The following is a 20,321-nucleotide window of genomic DNA, read 5'->3' as shown; positions in this document are numbered from 1 at the left end:
CGAGTAGGGTGTGTCCGGAACCGGCCCGGGCGCCCGCTCAGCGCCGCCGGAACACCAGCCGGCCGGCCAGCACGGTGGCCCGGCACTCCCCGGCCCCCGCCCCCTCCGGCCGCCCCTGCGCCTGCCCCTGCACCCGCCCCAGCCCCTGTACCGGCGCCTGAACCCGCCCCTGCCCCTGTACCCCCTGCGACGGGAACACCCCGCCGGGGGCGAACACCGCGAAGTCCGCCCGGCCCCCGGCCGCCACCCGGCCGTGCACCGCCTCGGCGAGCGGCAGCACCGCCAGCGGGTCCAGCGGCCCGGCCCCGGCGCCCACCCCCACCCCCACCCCCGCACCCGCGTCTGCCCCCGCGTCCGCCCCGCCCCCCGGCAGCACGGCCAGCCCCGAACGGGCCACCGCCGTCCGCACCGAGGCGCGCTCGAACGGTCCGGCCACCGCCGTCACGCCGCAGCCGAGCATCCGCTGCAGCCCGCGCCGGGCACTGCCCCCGCAGCGCGTCTCGTCCCGCTCCCCCGCCAGCCCGTCCGGCACCGGCTCGTCCCCGGCGCCTTCACGCGGGTCCGGGTGGTACGCCCGCTCCAGCAGCCAGTGCCCGTACGGGTTGCGCAGCCCGGGCGTGAGCAGCGCGTCGCCCCAGTCCCGGACCCGGGCGGCCGGGTGCGCCGCCGCCAGCCCGGCGTACGGGCCGACCGCCTCGACCAGCTCGCCGCGCACCAGCACCGCCCCGTCGGCGAGGGACGGGGCGGTGGGATCGGCCGGGTCGGGCAGCACGAGGGCCGCCCGGTGCAGGGTCAGCACGACGGGACGGGACCTCAGTCGTTGTCGAGGATCTTCAGCTCGGGGTGCGCGGTGCCGCCCTCGATCGCGGTGGAGGCGATGTGCGAGGCGACCCGCGGGTCGACCGGGTCGTTGGCCGGGTCGTCCAGCACCCGCAGGTGCTCGTACGTGGTCGAGCGCTGCGCGGGGACGCGGTCGGCGGCCCGGATCAGGTGGATCAGCTCGGTGAGGTTGGACCGGTGCTTGGCGCCGGCCGCCGAGACCACGTTCTCCTCCAGCATGACCGAGCCGAGGTCGTCCGCGCCGTAGTGCAGCGACAGCTGGCCGGCCTCCTTGCCGGTGGTCAGCCAGGAGCCCTGGATGTGGGCGACGTTGTCGAGGAACAGGCGGGCGATGGCGATCATCCGCAGGTACTCGAAGACGGTCGCCTGGGTCGACCCCTTCAGGTGGTTGTTCTGCGGCTGGTAGGTGTACGGGATGAAGGCGCGGAAGCCGCCGGTGCGGTCCTGCACGTCGCGGATCATCCGCAGGTGCTCGATCCGCTCGGCGTTGGTCTCGCCGGTGCCCATCAGCATGGTGGAGGTGGACTCCACCCCCAGGCTGTGGGCGGTCTCCATGATCTCCAGCCAGCGCTCGCCGGACTCCTTGAGCGGCGCGATCGCCTTGCGCGGGCGCTCCGGCAGCAGCTCGGCGCCGGCGCCGGCGAAGGAGTCCAGGCCCGCCCGGTGGATCCGGGTGATCGCCTCCTCGATGGAGACGCCGGAGATCCGCGCCATGTGCTCGACCTCGGACGCGCCCAGCGAGTGGATCACCAGCTGCGGGAAGTCCGCCTTGATCGCCGAGAAGGCGCGCTCGTAGTACTCGACGCCGTAGTCCGGGTGGTGGCCGCCCTGGAACATGATCTGGGTGCCGCCCAGCTCGACGGTCTCGGCGCAGCGGCGCAGGATCTCGTCGAGGTCGCGGGACCAGCCCTTGTCGCTCTTCGGCGGCACGTAGAAGGCGCAGAACTTGCACGCCGTCACGCAGACGTTGGTGTAGTTGATGTTCCGCTCGATGATGTACGTCGCGATGTGCTCGGTGCCCGCGTAGCGGCGGCGGCGCACCGCGTCGGCCGCCGAGCCGAGCGCGTGCAGCGGGGCGGAGCGGTAGAGCTCCAGCGCCTCCTCCGGGCTGATCCGGCCACCGCCGGCCGCCCGGTCGAGCACGGCCTGCAGGTCGGTGCTGGGCGCATCGAGGGTGGTCGCTGCGAGCTCGGACACCTGGCGGCCTTCTCTCTCTCGGGTACTGCACGTGCTACGTGTGCGGCGGGTGCGACGACCCCGTGCCGGGGCACCGGGTCGCATCCGGTTCAGCCTACGCCAGCGCTCCGCGGCGCCCGCGCCAGCCCGCCCGCCCACCACGCCCCGCCCACCGCCACGACCGCACCGCCACGACCGCCCACCGCGGCGGCGTCCCGCACGGCCCCGCCACCGGAGCCGTCCGGGACGGCCGCGCTCAGGCCACCGGCGCCGGCGCCGGCTCCAGCAGCCGCACGGCCACGTCGGGGGCGAAGCCGCTGTCGTGCGCGACCCGCCGGGCGAACTCGGCGACCCCGGCCAGCTGCCGCTCGCCGAGCGAGAAGTCCAGCGCCTCGCTGAAGTACCGCTCCAGCACCCCCGCGTCGAAGGCCTCCCAGCGGGCGGCCTGCTCGGCCACCTCACGGGCCTCGACCAGCGAGAGGTCCCGGGACTCCAGGAAGGCCCGGTGGACGGCCGCGGTCAGCCCGGGACGCCGCTCGGCGAAGTCGCGGCGGGCGGCCCAGACGGCGAAGACGAACGGCAGCCCGGTCCACTCCTTCCACATCTCGCCCAGGTCGTGCACGGCCAGGCCCTGTTCGGCCGCCTGCCCCAGGTAGGCGCGCAGTGCCGGGTCGCCGATCAGCACGGCCGCGTCGGCCTCGGCGAGCATCGCGTCGAGGTCGGGCGGGCAGCTGAAGTACTCCGGCCGGACCCCTTCGCGCTCCTCCAGCAGCAGCCGGGCGAGCCGGACCGAGGTGCGGCTGGTGGAGCCGAGGGCGACCCGCCGGCCGTCCAGCTCGGCGAGCGGCAGCTTGCTGACGATCACGCAGGACATCACCGGACCGTCGCTGCCCACGGCGATGTCCGGGAGCACCAGCAGCTCGTCCGCGTGCCGCAGGTACTCCACGCAGGTGATCGGTCCGATGTCCAGGGAACCGTCGACCAGCTGATCGCTCAGCTTCTCCGGGGTGTCCTTGGTGAGGTCCAGATCGAGCAGATTGCCGGTCCTGGCCAGCCCCCAGTAGAGGGGTACGCAGTTGAGGAACTGAATATGCCCGACCCGGGGCCGCGCCGGGGTGTTCTCCCGGGGCTCCCGCGTTTCCGCATCCGGTACTGCCACTGCGCCGCTCCCTTGCTGTTCGTGCGCCTCCCCGCAGCGTATGCCCGCCGTCCCGGGAGTCCCGCACCGCCCTTCCGGGACGCACCGGGACGACCCGCCGGAGCCCGCACCGAGCGTCACAACGGCCTTACGACACGCGCTGTCCAGCCCGTAAGTCACCCCTGGTCGTCACAGCAGCCGCATGCTAGCGTTGCCCTCAGTTGCAGTTTGATTCCCCTTGCAGTACTTGAAGCCTGCGGAGCATGTAACCGCAGGCTTTTTGTAGTTTTTCAGCAATATCGAAAAACTCCGGACCCGTCCGGAGGCAGGGCGATCAGCGCAGCGGACCGGGTGGCCACACGGTGTGGTCCCCGACACGTCCCTCGCAAGGAGAACGGCATGGCTCAGGGAACCGTCAAGTGGTTCAACGCTGAGAAGGGCTTCGGCTTCATCGCCCAGGATGGCGGCGGCCCCGACGTCTTCGTCCACTACTCCGCCATCAACGCGAGCGGTTTCCGCTCGCTGGAGGAGAACCAGGCGGTCAGCTTCGACGTCACCCAGGGCCCGAAGGGCCCGCAGGCGGAGAACGTCACCGTTATCTGACCATCCTCAATGATGATCTGATCGCTCGGGACCCCATCGGGTCCGCCGACGGCCCGCGGCCGTCACCATGAGCACAAGAGCTGCAGTACCCAAGGGGGCCCGCCGTCCGGTGGGCCCCCTGCCTTGTGCCCGCCCGCCTCGCAGCGCGCCGGGCGCCCGGGGCCGCCGGCCTCCGGGCCCGCCGCAGCAGCAGCAGCAGCGCGGGAACACCGAAGGGCCCTCCTCCCGTCCCGGGGAGGAGGGCCCTTCGCGGTACCCGTGCGAAGGAGCGTCAGGCCGTCGCGGCGGCCTGGTTCGGACCCTTGCCCTGGGACGGGATCACGGCCGGGGCCTCGTCGTAGAGCTCACCGGTGGGGTTGTTGTAGGCGACCAGGTCGAGGGTCTTCTCCCGGGCCGCGACCAGGATCGGCACCAGGGCCTGACCGGCGACGTTGGTCGCGGTGCGCATCATGTCGAGGATCGGGTCGATGGCCAGCAGCAGGCCGACGCCCTCCAGCGGCAGACCCAGGGTGGAGAGGGTCAGCGTCAGCATGACGATCGCACCGGTGAGACCGGCGGTGGCCGCCGAGCCGATCACCGAGACGAAGGCGATCAGCAGGTAGTCCTTGACGCCGAGGTCGATGCCGTACACCTGGGCGACGAAGATCGCGGCCAGCGACGGGTAGATCGCGGCGCAGCCGTCCATCTTGGTGGTGGCGCCGAACGGCACGGCGAACGAGGCGTACTCGCCCGGGACGCCGAGGCGCTCGGTGACCCGGCGGGTGACCGGCAGGGTGCCGACCGAGGAGCGCGAGACGAAGGCCAGCTGGATCGCGGGCCAGGCGCCCTGGAAGAACTTGACCGGGTTGAGGCCGGCGGCGAACTTCAGCAGCAGCGAGTAGACGACGAACATCACCAGCGCGCAACCGACGTAGACGTCCACGGTCAGCGTCGCGAAGGGCTCCAGCAGGTCCCAGCCGTACTTGGCGACGGACTTGCCGATCAGGCCGAGGGTGCCGAGCGGCGAGAGGCGGATGACCCACCAGAGGGCGGTCTGGACCAGTTCCAGCACCGACTCGCTGAGCTTGAGGATCGGCTCGGCCTTGGCGCCGAGCTTGATCACGGCGGCGCCGGCCACGATCGCCAGGAAGACGATCTGCAGGACCTCGACCTCGGTGAAGGCGGTGACGATGTTGGTCGGGAAGATCCCGGTCAGGAAGTCGATCCAGCTGCCGGTGGACTTCGGCGGCTTGAGGCCCTCGGTCTTGAGGTTGGTGCCCTCGCCCGGGTTGGTCAGCAGGCCGAGGCCGAGGCCGATGGCCACCGCGATCAGCGAGGTGATCGCGAACCAGAGCAGGGTGCGAACGGCGAGGCGGGCCGCGTTGGTGACGTTCCGCAGGTTCGCCACGCTCACCAGGATCGCGGTGAACACCAGCGGCGGGACGGCAAGCTTCAGCAGCTGGACGAAGATCCGGCCGATCGTCTCCAGGGTGGTGGCCAGCCAGGAGATGTCGGCCGCGCGGGCCAGGTAGCCGAGGCCGACGCCGAGCACGAGGCCGGCGACGATCTGGACCCAGAACGGGGTCTTGCGGATTCTGGCGAGCACGGACGGCGACGAAGTCGCCTCGGGCGCTGTGGACATGACGGTGCGGCTCCGGGGGAGGCGTTGCTGGTGGTGAGGCGGGGGTGAGGACGGCGGCACGGCACGCGGGCCGGACGGGAAGGGGACCGGCCCCGGTCAGGGGCGTGCCGCCTGAATACAGCTCATGGCGCGACAACGGCGCGGGCTGTCCACAGCACCGGACAGACGACACGCGCGGGCGGCGCCGGGCAGCGGGCCCGGGCCGAGCGGCGAACGTGCGTCTGAGGTGGTCACGGCCGACACATTAGCAGTAAAGCTTTGAGATGTTCAAAGTAGTTGTTTGAGTTCTGGGTACGGACCGATTGACCGGTCAACAGTTATACGTATAACTTGGTGGCATCCCCCGCCCGCTGCCCGCCCAGACCGGAGAATCCCGCCCATGGGCTACCTCGCCCTGCTCCGCGCCCCGCACGTCGGCCGTCTCCTCTTCGGCACCCTGCTCGGCCGCCTCCCGGCCGGCATGACCGCCCTGGTGATCGCCCTCGCCCTGCGGGAGGTCCACGCGCCGTTCAGCCGGATCGGCCTGGCCACCGCCGCGTACGCGATCGCGGCGGCCGTCGGCGGACCGGTGCTCGGCCGGATCGTGGACCGCACCGGGCAGCCGCGGGTGCTGCTGGTCTCCGCGGTGATCGCCGGCGGCGGGTACGCCCTGCTGGCCCTCGCCCCCGGCTCGGCGGTGGCGGCCCCGCTCGGCGCCGCGATCGCGGGCCTGGCGATGCCCCCGCTCGAACCCTGCCTGCGCTCGCTCTGGCCGGACGTCGTCGAGGAGGAGCAGCTCGACACCGCCTACGCCTTCGACTCCGCCTCCCAGCAGATCCTCTACGTCGCCGGTCCGCTCGCGGTGGCCGGCATCGCGGGCGCGGTCAGCGCCGTCGCCGCGCTCTGGGTGGCGGCCGCGCTGGGCCTGATCGGGGCGGCCGTCGTCGCCACCGCCGCGCCGGCCCGGGCCTGGCAGGCCCCGCCGCGCGCGCACTCGGCCGGCCTGCTCGGCCCGCTCCGCTCCCCCGGTTTGGTCCTGCTGCTGATCGGCCTGGCCGGCGCCGGCTGGGCGGTCGGCGCGCAGAACGTGCTGTTCATCGCGTACGCCGAGGCCCGTGCCGCGGACGGCCTGCCCGGCGGTGCGGGCACCCTGCTGGCCCTGGCGGCACTCGGCGGACTGCTCGGCGCGCTCGCCTACGGAGCGGTGCCGTGGCGCAGCTCGACGGCCACCCGCACCTGGCTGATGGCGCTCGGCATGGCCGTCAGCTACCTGCCGCTGGTGCTGCTCCCCGGGCCGGTCGCGATGGCCGGGCTCGCCTTCCTCTCCGGGATCGCGCTGGCCCCGCTGCTGGCGGCGGCGTTCGTCCTGGTCGCCGAGCTCGCACCGACCGGCACCGTGACGGAGGCGTTCGCCTGGCTGGTCACCCTCTTCGCGACCGGCAACTCGCTCGGCTACGCCGTCTCGGGCCACCTCGCGGAGGGCTCGCTGCGCCCGGTGGCGCTGTGCGCGGCGGGCGGGATCGGCCTCGGCGCCGCCCTGCTGTTCGGCGCCCGCCGCTGGTTCCGGCCGGCCGCCGCGTCGGCCGGGGCGCGGCCGCTGCCGACCGGACCGATGCCGGTGGGCTGACGCCCGCCGCATCCCCCTGGACGTGACTGCGCCCGTCGGACCGGGTGGTCTGGCCGACGGGCGCAGTCACTTCTTCGTCCCTTCGGCCCGCCGTGGCGGCCTCGGCCCCGCCGGGTGGAGATGACGGCCGGGTGCGCCGCGAGGCCGCGGCACGATCCTTCACCCTGCGGAGCGGCCCGCACGGCGCACCGCACCCGAACGCACCGTCAGTCCTGCGCCGGGGACGGGGCCTCCGTGGTGGAGGAGCGCCGCACCAGCGAGGTGGCGAGCGGCGGCACCGGCGCGACCGCCTCGCCCCGGAGCAGCCCGGCGAGCGCCGCCACCCCGGCCCGGCCGAGCTCCTCGCCCGGCAGGTCGACGGTGGTCAGCGGCGGGGCGAGCAGCGCGGCCACCGGGACGTTGTCGATGCCGATCACCGAGAGGTCGGCGGGCACCCGCAGCCCGCGCTCGGCGGCGGCCTGGTAGACGCCGGAGGCGACCACGTCGTCGTCGCAGATCACCGCGTGTGGCCGGTCCGGACGGGCGAGCAGCCGGTGGGCGGCCTCGCGGGCGGCCGGCTGGCCCTCGTTCAGGCTGACGCCGAGCTCGACCACCTCCAGGCCGAGCCGGCGGACCGTCTCCTCGAAGGCGGCCTGGCGGACCCGGAAGGTGTACGCGGAATGGGTGGAGCGCAGCCGGCCGATCCGGCGGTGGCCGAGCCCGGCGAGGTGTTCGACGGCGGCCCGCATGCCGCCGGCCACGTCCAGCTCGACGGTCGGCCGGGTCCGGTCCGTGCCCGGGTCGGCGTCCAGGAAGACGACGGGGGTGTCGGCGGGCAGCTCACCGAGCTGGCTGTCGTCGGGGGAGCAGATCAGCAGGCCGTCGAAGCGGCTGGTGGTGGCGGCCTCGGCGAGCGTGGCGCTCCCCCAGCCGGAGCTGACCACCACGGCCAGGCCGTGCCGGCCGGCCTCCTCGTGGACGCCCTCCAGGACCCGGCCGAAGAACGGGCCGAGGATGTTCGGCACGGCCAGCAGGATCATCCCACTGCGGCCCAGCCGCAGCTGCCGGCCGGCCGCCTGCGGGCGGTAGCCGAGGCTGCGGGCGGCCTCGCGGACCCGCTCGCGGGTGGCGTCGGAGACCCGGCGGCCGGCCTCGGAGCCGGAGAACACCAGGGAGACGGTGGCCTGCGAGACCCCGGCGAGCCGGGCGACGTCCCGGCCGGTGGGGCGGCGGACCGGGGCCGGCCAGGTCCCGGGCGCGGGCCCGTCGGCCCGCCCCGCCCCGGCGCCGGCCGGTGCGGGGACGCCCGGCGCGGCGCTGTCCGGCGCGGCACTGTCCGACGCGGCGCTGTCCGGCGCGGCGTTCTCCGGCACGACGGCGCGGGTCAGTTCTGCGGGGCGGAGGCGGCGGAGCCGGGGGCGGCCTTCTTGGCGGCCGCGGCGCGGGCGGCGTCGTCCGCGGCGTCCTCCTCGGCGTTCTGCGCGGCGATCCTGGAGGCGGTCCGGGAGCGGATGCCGTCCACCCTGCCGGAGATCTCGGCCGACATCTCGTCGCGCTGGCGGCTCAGCAGCGCGTAGCTCAGCGGGGCCGAGGCGACCGCGGCCAGCAGGAAGAGGAAGACCACGCCCGCCTCGCCGGAGACCGGGATGACCTGGAAGTGTCCGAGGAGCAGCGCGACCAGCAGGCAGCCGAGGAAGATGGAGACCCGCATCGAGGTGTACCGGAGCGTGGCGTGCGACTTCTTGCTCACATTGCTGCCCACCGGGGACACATCCTTCACTGCGCTGGGAACCGGGCCGGTCTCCCAGTGAAGCATGCCCGACGCGCCCGGCGGGGAACGGGTCCCGCCGGGCACCGCTCCGCCGAGCGCGCGATCAGCGCAGGTCGAGCCACATGATGACGTCGTCGCGGTCGTCCCCGGGCGCGACCCGGATGGTGGCGGGCACCCGGCCGACCTCGACGTAGCCGCTGCGGGCGTAGAACGACTCCAGGCCGAGCCCGCCGCGCACCTGGAGCTTCAGCCCGTCCAGGCCCCAGCCGCGCACGGTCCGCTCGGCCTCGGCCATCAGCGCCGCGCCGTGGCCGCGCCCCTGCAGCTCGGGGTGGACCATGACCTTGGCCACCAGCCGCCAGTGGTCCATCGGCCCGAACCGCATCGACTCGAAGACCAGCAGCGCGGCCAGCCTGCCCGTCGCGGCCTCCCGAGCGATCAGCAGCCGGTCCGGCCCGGCCGGCGCCAGCCCGGCGAACTGCGCCACCCCGGCGGCCCCGACCTCCTCCTCGGTCACCTGGTGGACGAAGCCGACGGCCCCGCCGGCGTTGCTGGCGGCGGTCCACAGGGCGGTGATCTCCGCACGCAGCGCGGGGTCGAGTTCCGGGTCGAGGGTGAAGGTGAGCGTCATGGCCCCGGAGCCTAGCCGCCCCTTACGACAGGACGGCCGCGCCTCAGGACGGGGCCGGGGCGGTCCGCTCGGCGCCCCCGGACCGCAGCGCCAGGCAGAGCAGCACCGCGACCGCGCAGAGCCCGCCCGCCGCGTACCAGGCGAGGTCGTAGTCGCCGAGCGCGTCCCGGGCGAAGCCGGCCAGGCCGGCCACCACGGCGGCGCCGATCTGGTGGCAGGCCAGCGCCCAGCCGAAGACGATCGGCGCGTCCTCCCCGAAGTGCCGGCGGCAGAGCGCGACGGTCGGCGGCACGGTGGCCACCCAGTCCAGTCCGTAGAAGATGACGAACGCCAGGATCGGCGGCTCCAGCGAACCCGCGAACAGCTGCGGCAGCACCAGCAGCGAGAGCCCGCGCAGACCGTAGTAGACGATCAGCAGCCGCCCGGCGTCGAAGCGGTCGGTGAACCAGCCGCTGGCGACGGTGCCGATCACGTCGAACACGCCGATCAGCGCGAGCAGGCCCGCCGCCGTGGTGACCGGCAGGCCGTGGTCGTGGGCGGCCGGGATGAAGTGGGTGCCGACCAGCCCGGCGGTGGTCGCGCCGCAGATCGCGAAGGAGCCGGCCAGCAGCCAGAACGCCCGGCTGCGGGCGGCCTGCCGGAGCACCCGCAGCGAACGGGCCAGCACCCGCTCGCCGCCGGCCGGGGCGGGCGGCGGCTCGGTGGCGCCGTACGGGAACAGGCCCAGGTCGGCGGGCCGTTCGCGCATCAGCAGCAGCACCGGGACGGCCACCGCGCTGGCCGCCAGCGAGACCACGACCACCGCCGAGCGCCAGCCGTGCTGCTCGACCAGCCAGGCACCGAGCGGCAGGAAGACCAGGTTGCCCGCCGCACCGGCGGCCGTCAGCACCCCGGTGACCAGCCCCTGCCGGGCCCGGAACCAGCGCCCGGTGATGGTGGTGGCGAACGCGCCGGCCATCGAGCCGCTGCCGAGGCCGACCAGGACGCCCCAGCAGAGCACCAGTTGCCAGGGCTGGCGCATCAGCATGGTGAGCCCGGCGCCGACCGAGATCGTCAGCAGCGCGCAGACCACCACCAACCGCACCCCGAACCGGTCCATCAGGGCGGCGGCGAACGGCGCGGTGAGGCCGTAGAGGGTGAGGTTGACCGAACTGGCGCTGGATATCGTGGCCATCGACCAGCCGAACTCGGTGTGCAGCGGGTCCATCATCAGACCGGGTGTGGACCGGAAGCCGGCCGAGCCGAGCAGCACCAGCAGGGAGACGCCGGCCACCACCCAGGCGTAGTGCACCCGGGGCGTGCGAGCGGGCACGGGGAGCGCGTCGGTGGGGGTGGTGGGATCAGCGGGGCCGGTGGGGGCGGCGGTCTCGTTCACCCGGCCGAGTCTTCCGACGGCGCCGAGCGACGACGAGGGGCGGGGCTGCCAGCTTCCGCCGGAATCGGGCCAACCGGGGGCGGGAACCGGCCGACCGGAAGCGGCGGTTCGGTGGGCGGGCCGGGTGGCCGAAAGGGATCGCCCGTGACGGGCGGATCGGATGGCGGCGGGCCGTGCGCACCCCGAGCACGGCACGGCCGGCCGCCATCCAACCTCGGCACACGGGCCCTGAAGCCGTGCCGATCCCTCCGCACTCGCCAAGGAGCCAGCGCACGACCGGTCCACGGCCCCCCTGCTGACGTGGTCCCCCTGGACAGCAGCACCGCAGCGGCGTTCGGGTGTTCCCTCGGCGTCCCCTCGCGACGGAGCGCTGCACCCAAGAGTGATCAGTCGGATACGTCACGTCAATGGGTAGTCGGAAATTCGGAATGGTTGCGTCAGCTTTCGGCCCGACGACGGGACCTAAGGCTGCGCCAGGGCCACCCAGTCGACGGCGGCGAGCGGGTCCGCGGGCCGGGCGTCCGGGCTGATCTCGCACCAGACCCGCTTGCCGGTGCCGTCGGGGTACCAGCCCCAGCGGTCGCAGAGCAGTTCCACCAGTTCCAGGCCGCGTCCGTTGGTGGCGTCGACGTCCGCGCCCGCGTGCCGGGGGGCGGGGGCGACCTGGCTGGCGTCGGCGACCTCGACCCGCAGCGGGCCGACCGTCGCCGCCTCGCGCACGCCCTCGCTCCCGGGGCCGCCCGGGGAGGAGCCGGGAGCGGCGCCCCGGTGGTCGTCCAGCGGGAAGCAGAGCCGCAGCACGGCCGGACGGCCGGTGTGCACCACGGCGTTGGTGACCAGTTCGGAGACCACCAGGACCACCGCCTCGGCGATCGGCGCGTCCGGGTCCACCCCGTGGTTGAGCAGCCGCGAGCGGGCCCACCGGCGGGCCCGGCCGACCTCGGCGGGGTCCGCCCGCACCGCAAGCTGTACCTGAAGAACCTGCACCGCTCCACCACCCGCACTCGCAGTTCGGCCACCGTCTCGGCCGGGCCCCGGTCGCCCGTCCGGCCCGGGCGCGCACCGGGCCCGCCGTCCGCCGGGGCGCCGCCCGGCGGGTGACCGCACGTCGCACCCGCCGCGGCGCGCCCGCGCCACGTCGTCCGTCGCGCACCGGCCGCGACACGAATACGCCTCAGGATGGTTCGGCGGGCGGACCGCAGCAAGCGCTTCGGGCATATTCCAGCGATCGGGGGACGGGCACGGCATACTGTCCCGTTCACTCTGGCGAGCCCCGGACCGGCGACCGCCCGGCCCAGCCCGACCCGGCCCGGGCCGCGACGCAGAGGCGAACCTACCGCCGTCCGCCCCTCGCACCGCACCCGCCACTCGCGAACCACCCGTGCGACATATGTCCAACCACCTTCGAACAGCACGGCCCCGGGATCCACCGCAGATCCCACGATCCGACGATCCGAAGCCCCGGCCTCCTGTTCTTCACCGAATCCACCCGGCGTCCGAACCGTCCGGGTTACCGTGGGACGCGTCAGCGGCCGGTCCGGCAGGAGGGTGGTGACCGGTGGCCAGCACCGACGGCGCCCCGCGCCGGGACGAACAGCTGCAGCGGCGCCTGGCCCGCGGCGAGGAGACCGCCCTCGGCGAGCTCTACGACCAACTCGCCCCGATGGTCCACGGATTGGCGGGCCGGATACTGGCCGACCAGACCGCGGCGGCGCAACTCACCCGGGAGATATTCGCCCACGTCTGGGAGCACCCCGAGGCCTTCGACCCGGCCCGCGGCTCGCTCCGCTCCTGGCTCGGCGCGCTGACCCACCGCCGCGCGGTGGACCGGCTGCGGGCCCGCCGCGCCGCGGAGGCGGGCCCCGCCGGGGAGGCGGAGGACGAGATCCGCGCGGTGGCCACCGCCGCCCGGGTCCAGTACGCGGTCGCCGCCCTGCCGCAACCGCTGCGTGAGACCATCGCGGAGTCCTACTACGACGGCCGCACCTACCAGGAGACGGCCCGTCGGCTGGGGATCAGCGAACAGGCCGCCAAGGAGCGGATGCGGCAGGGCCTGGAACTGCTCGCCGCCGAACTGGAACAGGAGCGCGCCCGGCACCGGGGCCCCGCCCCGGCCGGCCCCGAACGGGCGGACCCGGAACCGGTGGTCGCGGAACCGGTGGTCGCGGAACGGGCGGTCGCGGAACGGGCGGACACCGAACGGGAGCGCGGGCGGCGGCAGGAGGGCGGGGGGACGTGACGATCACCGACGAGCAGCACGAGGCCCTGCGCTCGCTGCTCGGTGCCTGGGCGCTCGGCGCCGTCCCGCCCCGGGAGGCCGCCGCGTTCGAGGCCCACCTGGCCGGCTGCCCGCAGTGCTCCGACGAGGCCGAGCGGCTGCGCGAGGCCGCCGGCTGGCTCTCCGTCGAGGAGCCGCTGGACCAGCCCGCCGCGCTGCGCCGGCAGGTGCTGGACTGGTGCCTGGCCCGCCGCCCGGCCGACCTGCCCGTCCCCGCCTGGGGCCTGCCGTACGCCGCCGAGACCGCCAAGTTCGACGCCCTGCTGCGCGACCTCGGCCCGGAGGAGTGGCAGGAGGTCGCCGAACTGCCCTGGCACGGCGGCACCGAGTACCTGCGCCCGGCCGAGGTGCTCTGCCACCTCGCCGCCGTGGACGGCTACGTGGCCGTCGCCCTCGGTCTGCCCGACCCCGTCCCGGGCGGATCCGGCCCCGGCTCCGGCCCCGGCTCCGGTGGCACGGCTCCCGGCGGCGCCGGACCGGCGGCCGAGCGCCGGGTCCCGCCGCAGGAGCCCGTCCTCCCGCCGGTCCCCCGGGTGCCGCCGCAGGCCGGCCGGCCCTGGGCCCGGATCGCCGACCGCACCGCCCGGCTCACCGCCGAGCAGGCCGGACAGCCGCCGCAGCGGGTCCGGGCCCGGTGGCGCCGGCACTGCCACGAGCTGGTCCGTTCGGCCGCGCTCGCCCCGCAGGGCAACACCCCGGTGGACTTCGGCTTCGTGACCGTCCCGCTCCGGGACGCCTTCGTCGACCGGGCCTTCGAGTGCTACGTGCACGGCGAGGACGTCGCCCGCGCGGTCGCCTACCCGTACGCCCCGCCGGCCCCGCAGCACCTGCGGCAGATGATCGACCTGGCCGTGCGGATGCTGCCGCTGGCCCTGGCCGGGCAGCGGGCGGCCCGGCCCGAACTCGCCGGGGCGCCCGCCGGTGCCCCCGGGCCCGCCGACGGGAGGACGGCCGGCCGACGGATCCGGCTGGTGATCGACGGCCCGGCGTCCGGCGAGTGGCTGATACCGCTGGACGGCCCGGACGCGGGACCGCCCGGCGGCGAGCCGGTGGCCGCGATGGTGCTGGACGGGCTGGAGTTCTGCCAGCTGGCCGCCGCGCACCGCGACCCGGACCGGCTGCCGGTCGGCGAGCACGGCGACCGGGCCGCGATCCGCGAGGTGCTGCACGCGACGCCGCTGCTGTCCCGGCCGTAGCCGGCCGGCAGGGCGGCGGCATCGGGCGGGCGGGCGGGCGCGTCAGGCGAAGACGACCGTCCGGGTGCCGTTCAGCAGCACCCGGTGCTCGCTGTGCCACTTCACCGCGCGGGCCAGCGCCTGGCACTCGACGTCCCGGCCGAGCGCGACCAGCTGGTCCGGCGTGACGTCGTGGGTCACCCGGGCCACCTCCTGCTCGATGATCGGGCCCTCGTCGAGGGCGGCGGTGACGTAGTGCGCGGTGGCGCCGATCAGCTTCACGCCCCGGGTGTGCGCCTGGTGGTACGGCTTGGCGCCCTTGAAGCTCGGCAGGAAGGAGTGGTGGATGTTGATCACCTTGCCGGAGAGCGCGGTGCACAGCCGGTCCGACAGCACCTGCATGTAGCGGGCCAGCACGACCAGCTCCACGTTCTCCTCGGCGACCAGGTCCAGCAGCCGCTGCTCGGCCTCGGCCTTGGTGTCGCGGGTCACCGGGATGTGGTGGAACGGGATCCCGTAGCCCTCGGTGAGGTCGCGGAAGTCGGTGTGGTTGGAGACCACCGCGGCGATCTCCACCGGCAGCGCGCCGATCCGGGTGCGGAACAGCAGGTCGTTCAGGCAGTGCCCGAACTTGCTGACCATGAGGACGATTCGCAGCTTCTCGTCGCTCGGGTGGATCTGCCAGTCCATCCCGAACGAGGCGCCGATCGCGGCGAAGCTCGCCCGCAGCTTGTCGAGGGTCACCGGCTCGGCGGCGGAGAAGTGCACCCGCATGAAGAACAGACCGCTGTCCCCGTCACCGAACTGCTGGCTGTCGATGATGTTGCACCCGGTCATGAAGAGGTAGCTGGAGACCGCGTGCACGATGCCCTGCTTGTCGGGGCAGGACAGCGTGAGGACGTACTGGGCGCTGGCCGGCTGCTGTTCCACGGTGGTGGTATCCCGTCCTGAGCTCGTGCGGATGTGGACGCTCCAGCGTGTCACACTCCGGGAGGCCCCCCTCCGGCTGCCCGCACTGCGGGACGGACCGCCCCGGACCGGGGCGGCGGCCCGTTCAGACCTGGGTCAGGATCCGCAGCACGTCCAGCGAGCGCGGCGGGACGTCCGGGTCCTCGCCGTCGTTGGCGGCCAGCCTGACGTGCGCCTCGCGGGCCGCCCGGACCGCCTCCGGCCAGCCGTGGTGCTCCAGGTAGGCGGAGACCGGGGCGTCCGCGCCGACCTCGTGCAGGATCCGCACCACCCGCAGCACCGCGACGTCCACCAGGGTCGCCTCGGCGGAGTCCCGGAAGATCGTGCCGACGTACTTCTCGGCCGACCAGCGGTCCAGCCAGGTGTCCTCGACCAGGCGGTAGACGGCGTCGGTGACGTCGCCGTACCCCTCGCGGCCGGTCAGCCAGGCGTCCCGCTGGAACCCGGGGTCGGAGAGCATGTGCAGCGCCGAGCGGAGCCGGGCCCGCCAGCGCCACCAGGGCAGGTCGTTGAGCGGCATGCCGCCCATCGTGCTGGAGCGGTGGCCCGGACGAGAAGGGTTTCGGGCAGACCGATACGAAGATTCTGTGCTGGCGGACATGGGGATCGATCGTACGTTCCCCCACCGTTCGGGCTCCACTCCCGATCTACACGCGTCCCCACCCGGATTTCCGCCCCCGTTTGCCGGCCGTTGGCTGGGCGGTCCTCTCGGCTTGCGACACCGGGGATTGGCTGGAACCGGTGCGCAGCACAGCGCCCAGGGAGGGAAAGACCGATGACCAGCCGTAGGGGCTCGTCCCAGGCCATGCACCCGATCGCGGGACGGCGCCGCCGGCGCCCGATCGCTGCCGTCGCGACCGCCGCGGCGGTGCTCCCAACCCTCTTCTCGGCCTCCGCGTGCGGCGGACCGGCCGATGCCGCCACCGGCAGCGGCGATCTCACCGTCATGACCTGGGCGCCGTCCGACACCGGATCGGCCGACCGCCCCGGGATGACGGCCCTGGCCGAGGCGATCGGCCGGGACGTCAACGTCAAGGGCGGCCTGCACGGCCGCCGGCTGCGGGTGATCACCTGCAACGAGCACAACACCTCCGACGGCGCCAAGGCCTGCGCGCAGCAGGCGGTGGACGCCAGGGCGGTGGCGGTGCTGGGCTCCTACAGCCAGTACGGCGACGACTTCATGCCCGCCCTGGAACGGGCCGGCATCCCGCTGATCGGCGGCTACGGCCTGTCCCAGCCGGAGTTCAGCAGCCCGCTGTCCTACCCGGTGGGCGGCGGCATGCCGGCCCTGATCGGCGGCAGCGGCCGGCAGCTGGTGGAGGCCGGCTGCAAGACGGTCTCGCTGATCCGCCCGGACACCCCGGCCGGCGACAACCTGCTCGGCTACCTGGGCAACGCGCTCAAGCCGGCCGGGATCAAGCTGCTGGACGTCAAGGCGCCGGAGAAGTCCAACGACTACTCCCCCGAGGTCCGCAAGGCGATCGGCGGTGACCAGCCGGGCGGCTGCGTCACCAGCGCGCTGGGCTCGGAGCCGACCGGCAACCTGCTCGACGCCTTCCGCCGGACCGGCGCGAAGAACACCCGGATCGCCTCGGTGATCGGCAGCGTCCAGCAGTCGGTGGTCGACTCCACCGGCGGCGACAGCGGCCCGCTCGCGGGAGCCTTCGTGACCGGCTGGTACCCGCCGGAGTCGGCCAGGATCTGGGACGGCCTGCGGGCGGTGATCCGCGCCGACACCGCCGGGCGGACCATCGACGCCGCCGACCCCGGGGTGCAGACCACCTGGGTGGCCTACGAGGTGTTCCGCCAGGTCGCCGACCGGCTGGCCGCGGCCGGGCGCCAGATCAGCAGCAAGACGGTCACCGGGCTGCTGGACAGCGGCGAGCAGATCGACGTCGGGCTCACCCCGCCGCTGAACTGGGCGACCACCAACATGCTGCCGTCCACCGAGTCGCCCCGGCTGGTGAACACCTGGGTCACCTACCAGGTGGTCAAGGGCGGGCAGCTGACCCTGCAGCGGCCGGGCTTCGTGGACGTGCGCTGGGTGCTCACCGGCGGCAAGCCGCCGGCCTGATCCGGCGCTGCGCCCCCGCGGTTCCCGGGGCCCGGCCGTCCTTCGGCCGGGCCCTTCGCCGTGTCCCGGTGTCCTGCGGCCGGGTCCGTGCCCCTGGTTGCGGGGTGCGGGCGGGTCAGAGGTCGCCGTCGGTGCGGGTGGGCAGGCCGGTCTGGCCGGCGACGGTGTTCCACAGCCCGGCCGCCTGCTTCTTGGCCGTGGTGGCGGTGCCGCTCGCGGCGACGGCGTTCTTGTAGTGCTGGTTGTCGTTCTTCTTCGGGTCGCAGCCGGCCTGGGCGTCCCCGGCCCAGGCCGCGTACTCGTCGTCGGCGGTCGCCGAGGCCGTCCACGCCGCGTTCAGCTGCTCGACCAGCTGCGGACCGCCGGGCAGCTTGTCGGTCTTCAGCCCGGCCAGCTTGCTCTGCAGCTCCCGGCGCTGCCCGGCCGCGGCGGTCAGCGCCTGCTGCGACTCCGGCAGCTTGTCGCACTTCTGCACCGAGGCGACCGCGCCGATCACGGCCTGCCGGCTGTCGTTGGCGGTGCCGAGCAGGTCGGAGAGCGCCTGGGCCTGCGCCTTGACCTCCGGGTTGACCGAGGCGGTCGTCGGGCCGGCGCTCTGGACGGTGGCGGCGACCGTGCCGCTGTCGGTGACCGGGGGGACGGCCTTCTTCTCCGTGCCGGACGTGTCGTCGTTGCCGTTCAGCAGCACCGCGACCAGGATCGCCGCCGCCACGCCACCGGCCACCACGCCGCCGATGAGCAGCTTGGAGGAGGAACGGCCGCCGCGGCCGCCGTCGCGCCCGGCCGGGGCCTCGCCCGGGTGGCCCGGCGCGGGCCGGTCGGCGTATCCCGGCTGCGCGGGCGGGTAGCCGCCCGCCGCCTGCGGGTCCGGGCCCGGGTACGGCGGCAGGTACTGGGTCGCCTGGGCCGGGTCGGCGGGGTGGCCCGGCTGCGGGGCGCCGCCCCAGGACGGCTGCGGGCCGCCCGGCTGGACCGGCATGGCCTGGGTCGGCAGCGCGCTGTCGCCGAAGTACTCCGGCTGCCCGGACGGCTGCCCCGGGTACGGCCCGGCCGGCGGCTGGGCGTGCGGCGGCTGGGCGTGCGGCGGCGGACCGGCGTGCTGCCCCGGCTGCGGGCCGTACCCCTGCGGCGGGCCCTGCTGCCCGGGCTGCTGTCCCGGCTGCTGCGGCTGCTGTCCGGGCTCCGGGCGGAACAGGTCGTCCAGGTTGAAGTCACCCGAGTTGGGGTACGAGCGGCGCTGGCTCAACGCGATTCCTCACCTGTGCACGACCGCGCGCTGACGGCGGACCACATCTCGTCGGTTCTTGGGAGCATCACAGTTCCTTGGACGTCGCGCCCACGCTACCGGTTCACCGAACCGGCCGACCACGTGGGCGGTCCATCCCTCACCGACCCTGCACGCTCTGCGCCGTCCTCCTCGACGGCCCCGGCTCAGGCCGCCTCCGCCTCCGCGCGGGCCTGGAACTCGCGGACCACCCGCTGCTCCCGGAAGGGCTCCAGACGGCGCCGGAACTCGTCCAGGTACTCCACGCCCCGGTTGGAGCGCAGCCCGCTCAGCAGCCGGACCGCCTGCGCCCCGGTCTCGCAGGCCCGCTCGACGTCCCGCTGCTGGAGCTGCGCCGTCGCCAGCAGCACGAGGTCCACCGCGCGGCGCCGCACCCGGGTCGGCGGGTGCAGGTCGAGCGCCCGGCGGGCGTAGTGCTCGGCCGGGCCGGCCTGTTCGAGGTCCCGGTGACAGTGGGCCAGTTCGTCGGCGAGGTAGGCGTCGTCGAAGTGGACGATCCAGTCCGGGTCGTCCTCCGGGCGGCGCTTCTCCATCATCTCCAGCGCCTTGGCGGCCACCGCCTCGCAGGCCTTGGCGTCGCCGAGCAGGGCGTGCCCGCGCGCCTCGGCCGCGTAGAACATCGCCATCGCGGTCGGGGTGGCGACCGACCGGGCGCCCTCCTGGGCGGCCCGGGCGAGCTGGGCGATCTCCCGCGGGTTGCCCAGGGTCGCCGCCAGGTGGCTCATCGAGGCCGCCAGCACGTACCCGCCGTACCCCCGGTCGTCGGCGGCCTGGGCCAGCCGGAGCGCCTGGATGTAGTAGCGCTGGGCCAGGCCGGGCTGGCCGGTGTCCACCGCCATGTAGCCCGCCAGCTCGGTCAACCGCGCGACCGCGGCGAAGAGCTGACGCCCGGTCTCGTCCCGGTAGGAGCCGCCGAGCAGCCCGGAGACCACGCTGTTGAGGTAGTGCACCACCACCGGGCGCACGTGCCCGCTGCCGAACCGGTGGTCCAGGTCGACCAGCATCGCGGTGGTCGCCTTGACGGCCGCGACGTCGGTCGGGCCGACCCTGGTCCCGCCGGTGCGGGCCACCACCGGGTCGGGCGGGGTGATCAGCCAGTCCCGGCTGGGCTCGACCAGCGCGGAGGCCGCCACCGTCGCCCCGGTCAGGAAGTCCCGGCGGCCGACGTCACTGCGCCACAGCTCGCAGACCTGTTCCAGCGCCGCGCCCAGCGTCGGCGCGAACTGCAGGCCGATGCCGGAGCTGAGGTTCTTGCCGTCGGCCATGCCGATCTCCTCGACCGACACGCTGCGCCCCAGCTTGCGCCCGAGCGCCTCGGCGATCACCGCCGGCGCCTGCCCGCGCGGCTGCTGGCCGCGGAGCCAGCGCGCGACGGAGGTCTTGTCGTACCGCAGGTCCAGACCGTGCTCGGCACCGCAGAGGTTGACTCTCCGTGCCAGACCGGCGTTGGAGCAGCTGGCCTCCTGGATCAGCTGCTGGAGACGCTCGTTGGGCTGTCGTGCGACAAGTGGTCTCGCGGCCATTGGGCTTCGCCTCCCCACACCCTCCGGTCCCGGCCGGCGGGCGACGCTTTCTGCTGATCTCTGTTGCCGAGTTGCCGACTGTCCGACCGTTCAAGGAAACTGACACCAGGTTAGCGATCAGCAACGCCAGCGGGATACCCACGGTGACGATGCCGACCCCCCACGCGCCCGCCCATATGCTCCTGTGCGCCCCCACTGCGCCCACCCCGCCTCCCCCCGGCGCGCTCCCGCCCGGTCCGCCTCACCGGTTCGGGTGAAGAGCCCCCACCTGGCGCAA

The 20,321-nt window shown here is 74.5% G+C and carries 18 protein-coding genes; 5 read left to right on the top strand and 13 right to left on the bottom strand.

What is annotated here, in order from left to right; translation table 11 throughout:
- Window positions 1-37: 37 nt before the first annotated feature.
- The 3 genes from ACFVVL_RS25040 to ACFVVL_RS25030 all read right to left on the bottom strand — a co-directional run bounded on the left by ACFVVL_RS25040 (window position 38) and on the right by ACFVVL_RS25030 (window position 3,175).
- On the bottom strand, window positions 38-799 hold the full coding sequence (locus tag ACFVVL_RS25040) for a hypothetical protein (protein WP_387678808.1): 762 nt from the start codon (window positions 797-799) through the stop codon (window positions 38-40).
- A 14-nt stretch (window positions 800-813) separates the two neighbouring features.
- The gene (gene mqnC, locus ACFVVL_RS25035; RefSeq protein WP_387678806.1) at window positions 814-2,037 is read right to left on the bottom strand and encodes a cyclic dehypoxanthinyl futalosine synthase; all 1,224 of its coding nucleotides are present in this window, start codon (window positions 2,035-2,037) and stop codon (window positions 814-816) included.
- A 235-nt stretch (window positions 2,038-2,272) separates the two neighbouring features.
- Window positions 2,273-3,175: a menaquinone biosynthetic enzyme MqnA/MqnD family protein gene (locus tag ACFVVL_RS25030; protein WP_380286950.1), complete on the bottom strand. Its 903-nt coding sequence runs from the start codon at window positions 3,173-3,175 to the stop codon at window positions 2,273-2,275.
- A gap of 378 nt (window positions 3,176-3,553) precedes the next feature.
- Between ACFVVL_RS25030 and ACFVVL_RS25025 the strand changes: the two genes are divergently transcribed.
- The gene (locus tag ACFVVL_RS25025) at window positions 3,554-3,757 is read left to right on the top strand and encodes a cold-shock protein (RefSeq protein ID WP_380286949.1); all 204 of its coding nucleotides are present in this window, start codon (window positions 3,554-3,556) and stop codon (window positions 3,755-3,757) included.
- Between the two features lie 271 nt (window positions 3,758-4,028).
- On the opposite strand, the gene ACFVVL_RS25020 is transcribed toward ACFVVL_RS25025, so the two are convergent.
- Window positions 4,029-5,378 (bottom strand): dicarboxylate/amino acid:cation symporter, encoded by a 1,350-nt coding sequence (locus tag ACFVVL_RS25020; RefSeq protein WP_387678802.1) that lies wholly within the window; start codon window positions 5,376-5,378, stop codon window positions 4,029-4,031.
- A gap of 379 nt (window positions 5,379-5,757) precedes the next feature.
- On the opposite strand from ACFVVL_RS25020, the gene ACFVVL_RS25015 reads away from it, so the two are divergent.
- Window positions 5,758-6,984, top strand: a complete 1,227-nt coding sequence (locus ACFVVL_RS25015) for an MFS transporter (protein ID WP_387678799.1) — start codon at window positions 5,758-5,760, stop codon at window positions 6,982-6,984.
- 206 nt (window positions 6,985-7,190) lie between these two features.
- On the opposite strand, the gene ACFVVL_RS25010 is transcribed toward ACFVVL_RS25015, so the two are convergent.
- From ACFVVL_RS25010 to ACFVVL_RS24990, 5 genes are all read right to left on the bottom strand, one after another.
- Window positions 7,191-8,336 carry a LacI family DNA-binding transcriptional regulator gene (locus ACFVVL_RS25010; protein ID WP_387678796.1) on the bottom strand — a complete coding sequence of 382 codons (1,146 nt, stop codon included), beginning with the start codon at window positions 8,334-8,336 and terminating at the stop codon, window positions 7,191-7,193.
- A gap of 11 nt (window positions 8,337-8,347) precedes the next feature.
- Complete coding sequence (locus ACFVVL_RS25005; protein WP_380286945.1) at window positions 8,348-8,725, bottom strand: DUF4229 domain-containing protein; 378 nt, start codon at window positions 8,723-8,725, stop codon at window positions 8,348-8,350.
- Between the two features lie 112 nt (window positions 8,726-8,837).
- Window positions 8,838-9,365 carry a GNAT family N-acetyltransferase gene (locus ACFVVL_RS25000; RefSeq protein ID WP_387678793.1) on the bottom strand — a complete coding sequence of 176 codons (528 nt, stop codon included), beginning with the start codon at window positions 9,363-9,365 and terminating at the stop codon, window positions 8,838-8,840.
- 43 nt (window positions 9,366-9,408) lie between these two features.
- The gene (locus ACFVVL_RS24995; protein WP_387678790.1) at window positions 9,409-10,740 is read right to left on the bottom strand and encodes an MFS transporter; all 1,332 of its coding nucleotides are present in this window, start codon (window positions 10,738-10,740) and stop codon (window positions 9,409-9,411) included.
- 462 nt (window positions 10,741-11,202) lie between these two features.
- A complete protein-coding gene (locus ACFVVL_RS24990; RefSeq protein ID WP_387678787.1) occupies window positions 11,203-11,727 on the bottom strand; it encodes an ATP-binding protein in 525 nt (174 codons plus the stop codon).
- 571 nt (window positions 11,728-12,298) lie between these two features.
- Between ACFVVL_RS24990 and ACFVVL_RS24985 the strand changes: the two genes are divergently transcribed.
- Both ACFVVL_RS24985 and ACFVVL_RS24980 read left to right on the top strand, forming a co-directional pair.
- On the top strand, window positions 12,299-12,979 hold the full coding sequence (locus tag ACFVVL_RS24985) for a sigma-70 family RNA polymerase sigma factor (protein ID WP_387678784.1): 681 nt from the start codon (window positions 12,299-12,301) through the stop codon (window positions 12,977-12,979).
- Window positions 12,976-14,214, top strand: a complete 1,239-nt coding sequence (locus ACFVVL_RS24980) for a zf-HC2 domain-containing protein (RefSeq protein WP_387678781.1) — start codon at window positions 12,976-12,978, stop codon at window positions 14,212-14,214. Before ACFVVL_RS24985 ends, ACFVVL_RS24980 begins: the two co-directional genes overlap by 4 nt.
- Window positions 14,215-14,256: 42 nt before the next feature.
- On the opposite strand, the gene purU is transcribed toward ACFVVL_RS24980, so the two are convergent.
- Together purU and ACFVVL_RS24970 are read right to left on the bottom strand one after the other, a co-directional pair.
- The gene (gene purU, locus ACFVVL_RS24975) at window positions 14,257-15,123 is read right to left on the bottom strand and encodes a formyltetrahydrofolate deformylase (RefSeq protein WP_380286939.1); all 867 of its coding nucleotides are present in this window, start codon (window positions 15,121-15,123) and stop codon (window positions 14,257-14,259) included.
- 124 nt (window positions 15,124-15,247) lie between these two features.
- Window positions 15,248-15,763 (bottom strand): hypothetical protein, encoded by a 516-nt coding sequence (locus ACFVVL_RS24970; protein WP_387678778.1) that lies wholly within the window; start codon window positions 15,761-15,763, stop codon window positions 15,248-15,250.
- 174 nt (window positions 15,764-15,937) lie between these two features.
- On the opposite strand from ACFVVL_RS24970, the gene ACFVVL_RS24965 reads away from it, so the two are divergent.
- Window positions 15,938-17,236 (top strand): ABC transporter substrate-binding protein, encoded by a 1,299-nt coding sequence (locus ACFVVL_RS24965; RefSeq protein WP_387678775.1) that lies wholly within the window; start codon window positions 15,938-15,940, stop codon window positions 17,234-17,236.
- 115 nt (window positions 17,237-17,351) lie between these two features.
- Here the strand turns inward: ACFVVL_RS24965 and ACFVVL_RS24960 are convergent, their stop codons facing one another.
- Entirely contained in the window at window positions 17,352-18,482 is a 1,131-nt protein-coding gene (locus ACFVVL_RS24960; protein ID WP_380286937.1) for a hypothetical protein, read from the bottom strand.
- Between the two features lie 185 nt (window positions 18,483-18,667).
- Window positions 18,668-20,044 (bottom strand): transcriptional regulator, encoded by a 1,377-nt coding sequence (locus ACFVVL_RS24955; RefSeq protein WP_380286935.1) that lies wholly within the window; start codon window positions 20,042-20,044, stop codon window positions 18,668-18,670.
- Window positions 20,045-20,321 lie beyond the last annotated feature (277 nt).

The organism is Kitasatospora sp. NPDC058115 (genome assembly GCF_042884635.1).
Lineage (GTDB): Bacteria > Actinomycetota > Actinomycetes > Streptomycetales > Streptomycetaceae > Kitasatospora.
The sequence above is the reverse complement of the archived record's forward strand: the minus strand, read 5'-3'. Positions and strand labels throughout refer to the sequence as shown.